This window comes from Frankia sp. CeRuru1 (genome assembly GCF_977966315.1).
Genome location: NZ_CDWWEW010000408.1, coordinates 1 through 4,354, shown reverse-complemented (window position 1 = coordinate 4,354; position 4,354 = coordinate 1). Strand labels below are relative to the sequence as shown.

Here is a 4,354-nt window from a genome sequence, read left to right as displayed (position 1 = left end):
CCCTCTGCCCCACGACACCCGACGCGTCGTCGGGCCCCCCGCTGGCGGACCGGGTCCGCATCCTCGTCGAGGTGTGCGAGGGCCTGGCCCACATGCACGCGAACAGCTGGGTCCACGGCGACCTTAAACCCAGCAACGTGCTCATCATGCCGGATGGTTCGGCCCGGCTGGCGGACTTCGGTTTGGCGGTCGAGATCGACGGTACGCACGGCCGCGCGCCGCGCCTGGCCTCGCCCGACCACACCCCGCCGGAATGGTGGAGCGAGCGCATCACCGAGGCCGGGGTCCCGATCCGCATGACCCGGGATGTGTGGGCCTTCGGCGTGCTCGCCCACCAACTGCTGACCGGCACCCACCCCTTCCCCGGGCAGACCAGCCGGTCCCGCTCCGAGGCCGCCCTCACCTATGCGGCGGGTCGCACACCCCTGCGACTGGCGGAGACGCTGCCCGACGGCTGGCGGGAAGTGATCCGCGACTGTCTGGCTCCGACCCATCAGGCCCGCGCCGCACACCCGATCGGCACCGTCCTTCGCCGCGCCCGCGCCCTCCAGCGCGACGGTGACGCGATCACGACCTCGACACGCGACCTGCGCGTGCCCCGGTCGGGACCGGACAGCCCGGTCGCGCCTCCGGCACAACAAACGAACGCGGTACAGCGAACGGCGGCGCAACGAACGGCGGCGGCGCGGCGCATCCTGATCGCGGTGGGCCTGCTGGCCGTCCTGATGCTCGCCGCGGGGTCGGTCCCCCAGCCGTTCTCGTTCCAGCCGGGTGGCGAGCTGCGGCCCGGCGCGCCGATACCCGCCGCCTACCGTCCGCTGATCACCCGGGCCGCGCACGCCTGCCCGGACGAGGTGGTCACGCCCGCACTGATCGCGGCGATCCTCGCGACGCAGAGCGGCTTCCACCCCCGTGCCTCCCACCCGGCAGCCGCGGGGGGCCAGGGCGAGTACGGCATCGCCGGATGGACACCACGGGTGTTCACGGGGTTCGCGGTCGACGCGGACAACAACGGCCGGGCGTCCTACTGGGACCCCGCCGACGCCATCTTCGCCGTCGCCAATCAGCTCGAATACGCCAACCAGCGCCTCGGTGACATTTCCGGCGACCGGGCGCTGCTGCTCGCCGCCGCGTATCACACCAGTGTCAAGTATGTTCGCGCCAACGGGGCCCGAGGACCGCAGGTGCGAGGTTACGTCGAGCGGGTGCAGCATTATCTCTCGCTTTTTACCGACCGCAGACCGGCTGCGTCGAGTTAGATCGTACGACACGCTTCACCGGCGGTGACCCTGTCACCCGGCAGGGTCACAGGCATCCGGGTCCGGCCTAGGTTTGGCCAGGTCGACATCGGATCGTTTCATTCAGGTGTGACCTCCGGCTGTCGGCACGTTATCTGCCGTTCAAGGTGACGGGAGGAGGTGAATTCCGTGCGTTCGTACGAGCGTCCCACGCTGACACGTGTCGGCCTGTTCAGGCTCAGGACCACCGGCAGCGGTGGTTACCACTGGGAGTGGATCGACGCCTGGGGATGGGGCCCCTGAGCCTCCGATCGACCGCTCCCCGGTGCTGATCGCGGCGGGCGGCCCCCGGCGCCGCCCGCCGACGCAACTACGCCGGTAACCCGTTGCCCCCGTCATCCGTATTCCGGTGAGGAATTCCGGTGAGGAGCCGATCCCCTTGCTACCGACCGGTCCCTGGTTCGTCGCCCTGCCCGACAGCGGACGCGTGACGGCGGTCGCCGACACGCTGCGGACAGCGCTCCCCGGTGTCGTCACGATCGCGCACCCCTCGGGGCGGCCCTGGCTGGTGGGCCGCTGGGCTCCGTGGCGGGTGACGGTCGGTCGGGCCCGCGACACGGTCATCGCCGTCGTGGGCGATCACACGATGGCGCGGGAGCCGTTGAACGCCTTCGCCGAGAACGTGACGAGCGTAGGCGACCTCGACCGCCTGTACCCCCGGATCCGCGGAAGCGTCCACCTGGTCGCATCGGTAGGAGGCACGACCCGGGTGCAGGGCACCGCGTCCGGCCTGCGCCGGGTCTACTCCGGCACGGTCGACGGCGTCGCGATCGCCGGTGACCACGCGACCGTCCTCGCGGGCCTGTCGGGCGCGGCCGTCGAGCCGGCCCGGATCGCGGTGCGGCTACTCTTCCCCGGCGTGCCGTGGCCGCTGGGCTGGGATCCGGTGTTCAGGACCGTCGAGGCCACCCGACCGGGGCACTACCTGCTGCTGGCCCCAAGCGGCGAACGCAGGCAGATCCGCTGGTGGGATCCCCCGCCGCCCGAGCTTGCCGCCAACGAGGGAGCAACGGCGCTGCGGGACGCCCTCACCGAGGCCGTCCAGGCCAGGGTCACCCCGGGGGCGAAGATCGTCTCCCATCTGAGCGGGCTGGACTCCAGCTCGCTGTGCTCGCTCGCGGCCCGGGAGAAGGCCGAGATCGTCGCGCTGACCGCGGCGCAGCCCGACCCGATGGACGACGACGTCGCCTGGGCCGGTCGCACGGTAGCGGCGCTACGCCGGGCCGGCCACCGGATCGAGCACGACGTCATCCCGGCGTCGGAGTGCCCGCTGGTCTACGACGGGATGCTCGCCGCCGGCGACAAGTTCGACGAGTTCGACGAGCCGTTCCTCTACCTGCACAACCACCGTCGCTTCCGGCACATCCTCCGGCGCGGCGAGCGCCATTCCCCGCAGCTGCACCTGATGGGACTCGGCGGCGACGAGCTGTGCGCCCCGGGCCCCCAGCTCTTGGCCGCCATGCTTCGCACATCCCCGTCCGTGGGGTGGCGACATCTGCGGTCCGCGGCCGCCTGGAACCGGTCGTCCCTGGCCACCGTCGTCCCGCAGCTGGCCCGCGGCTATCTGGCCCACGGCCGGACGTACGCCGGGTGGCTGCGATCGGCCGCGGACGCGGTGGGGCGCCCGGGCCCCGAAAAACGGCCGCCGGTCGGCTGGGGAACCCCGCCGGTGCTCCCGGCGTGGGTCACCGACGACGCGATGGACGCGGTCCGGGAGGAAATGCGCCACGCCGCCGGGACGGATCCCCGGCTGGCCGCGGACCGCGGAACGCATCACAACCTTACGGTCATCCATGCGGGTGCTCAGGTGGCGCGGGGATTCCAGCGGATCGCCGCCCAGGAGGGCGTCCTGATCTCGGCGCCGTTCCTGGACGACCAGGTCGTCGACGCGGCCCTGGCGGTTCAGGCGGCCGGCCGGTACGAGCCCGCGCGGTACAAGCCGCTCCTGGTCGACGCGATGCGCGGCGTCGTCCCCGACGCCACGCTGCGGCGCGTAACGAAATCCGACACCGCGGCAGCCGCCGTCATCGGCAGCCGGCGGCACCGCGACCAGATAACTGGCCTGCTGGAGGATTCCCGGCTGGCTCAGTTGGGACTGATCGACGTGGACGTTCTGGCCGCGGCCGTCCGCGGCCCCATCGACATCCAGACCCCCCACCGCCGGCTCGAGCCGACGATCGGCTGTGAAGTATGGCTCCGCAACCGTAGTGAGGACTCGAATGTATTCATTGGCAGCTGACATCTCGACGGTCGATACGGACTACGGCGTCGTCCTCCTGGACGAGACGAAGGGCGAATACTGGAATCTCAACCCCTCCGGCGCGGTCGTCCTGCGCTCGGTGCTGCGGCCCGGGACGGTGGACGACGCCGCCGCGGCCCTGGTGCGCGACTTCTCCATTGATGTGGAGGTGGCCGAGCAGGACGCGCGCGGCGTCATCGACGAGCTGGTCAGGACGGGGTTGCTCATTCCGGCCGTCGTCGAGGGCAGCCCGCGGGCCCACGGCGGAGCGGCGCGTTCGGAACAAGCGCCGGGGCAGCCATGAGCATCCCGCAGATAATCGGCGTCGAGCGACATTCGTTCTCCCGGCGGGAACGGTCGAGGGCAGACGCGGCCGTGCTGGTCGCCCGCCTGCTGGCCCGGCAGCCACCGCGGCGCATCCAACGGGCGCTGCGGCTGGTCGGCCGGGGTGCCCGCCCGGCGACCTACGCCGAGGCCAGCCGCGCCCGGACGGTCGTGACCAGGACGAGCTGGGCGTGCACCGGCCCAGAGGGGTGCCTGCCGCGGTCCATCGCCACGACGCTGCTGTGCCGGCTCGGCGGCAGCGTTCCCACCTGGTGCGTCGGCGTGCGGGTGGTGCCGCCGTTCGGCGCGCATGCCTGGGTCGTCGCCGAGGGCCGTGACGTCGACGAGCCCCACCCGGAGGGCTATCACCGCCGCCTGCTGAGCGTGGAGCCCGCCGGCCACAGCCCACGGCGGCGGGTGGGACGGCCGGACGCAGGTCTCGGACAGCAGCCGGCCGACACCGCCGGAGCGCCCCAGTGAGCGGGGCGGTGAG

At 72.2% G+C, this 4,354-nt stretch carries 5 protein-coding genes; all 5 read left to right on the top strand.

All coding sequences use genetic code 11. The annotated features are described in order from the left end of the window. Positions 1–1,259: serine/threonine protein kinase (locus tag AC08OP_RS21445; RefSeq protein WP_476615827.1), on the top strand; the 1,259-nt coding region annotated here is incomplete at its 5' end. Positions 1,260–1,427: 168 nt separating this feature from the next. Further along, positions 1,428–1,541, top strand: coding sequence for a keywimysin-related RiPP (locus AC08OP_RS21440; protein WP_476615826.1), 114 nt, complete (start codon positions 1,428–1,430; stop codon positions 1,539–1,541). Positions 1,542–1,677: 136 nt separating this feature from the next. Next, a complete protein-coding gene (locus tag AC08OP_RS21435; protein ID WP_476615825.1) occupies positions 1,678–3,537 on the top strand; it encodes an asparagine synthase-related protein in 1,860 nt (619 codons plus the stop codon). Then, the gene (locus AC08OP_RS21430) at positions 3,518–3,841 is read left to right on the top strand and encodes a lasso peptide biosynthesis PqqD family chaperone (protein WP_476615824.1); all 324 of its coding nucleotides are present in this window, start codon (positions 3,518–3,520) and stop codon (positions 3,839–3,841) included. The genes AC08OP_RS21435 and AC08OP_RS21430 overlap by 20 nt, the downstream gene beginning before the upstream one ends. Then, positions 3,838–4,341 (top strand): lasso peptide biosynthesis B2 protein, encoded by a 504-nt coding sequence (locus tag AC08OP_RS21425; protein ID WP_476615823.1) that lies wholly within the window; start codon positions 3,838–3,840, stop codon positions 4,339–4,341. Before AC08OP_RS21430 ends, AC08OP_RS21425 begins: the two co-directional genes overlap by 4 nt. The last annotated feature ends 13 nt before the right edge of the window (positions 4,342–4,354 follow it).

Excerpts from the sequence above, each read along its gene's own strand:
- AC08OP_RS21430 (WP_476615824.1), top strand. The coding sequence starts at position 3,518 with ATGTATTCATTGGCAGCTGACATCTCGACGGTCGATACGGACTACGGC.
- AC08OP_RS21425 (WP_476615823.1), top strand. The coding sequence starts at position 3,838 with ATGAGCATCCCGCAGATAATCGGCGTCGAGCGACATTCGTTCTCCCGG.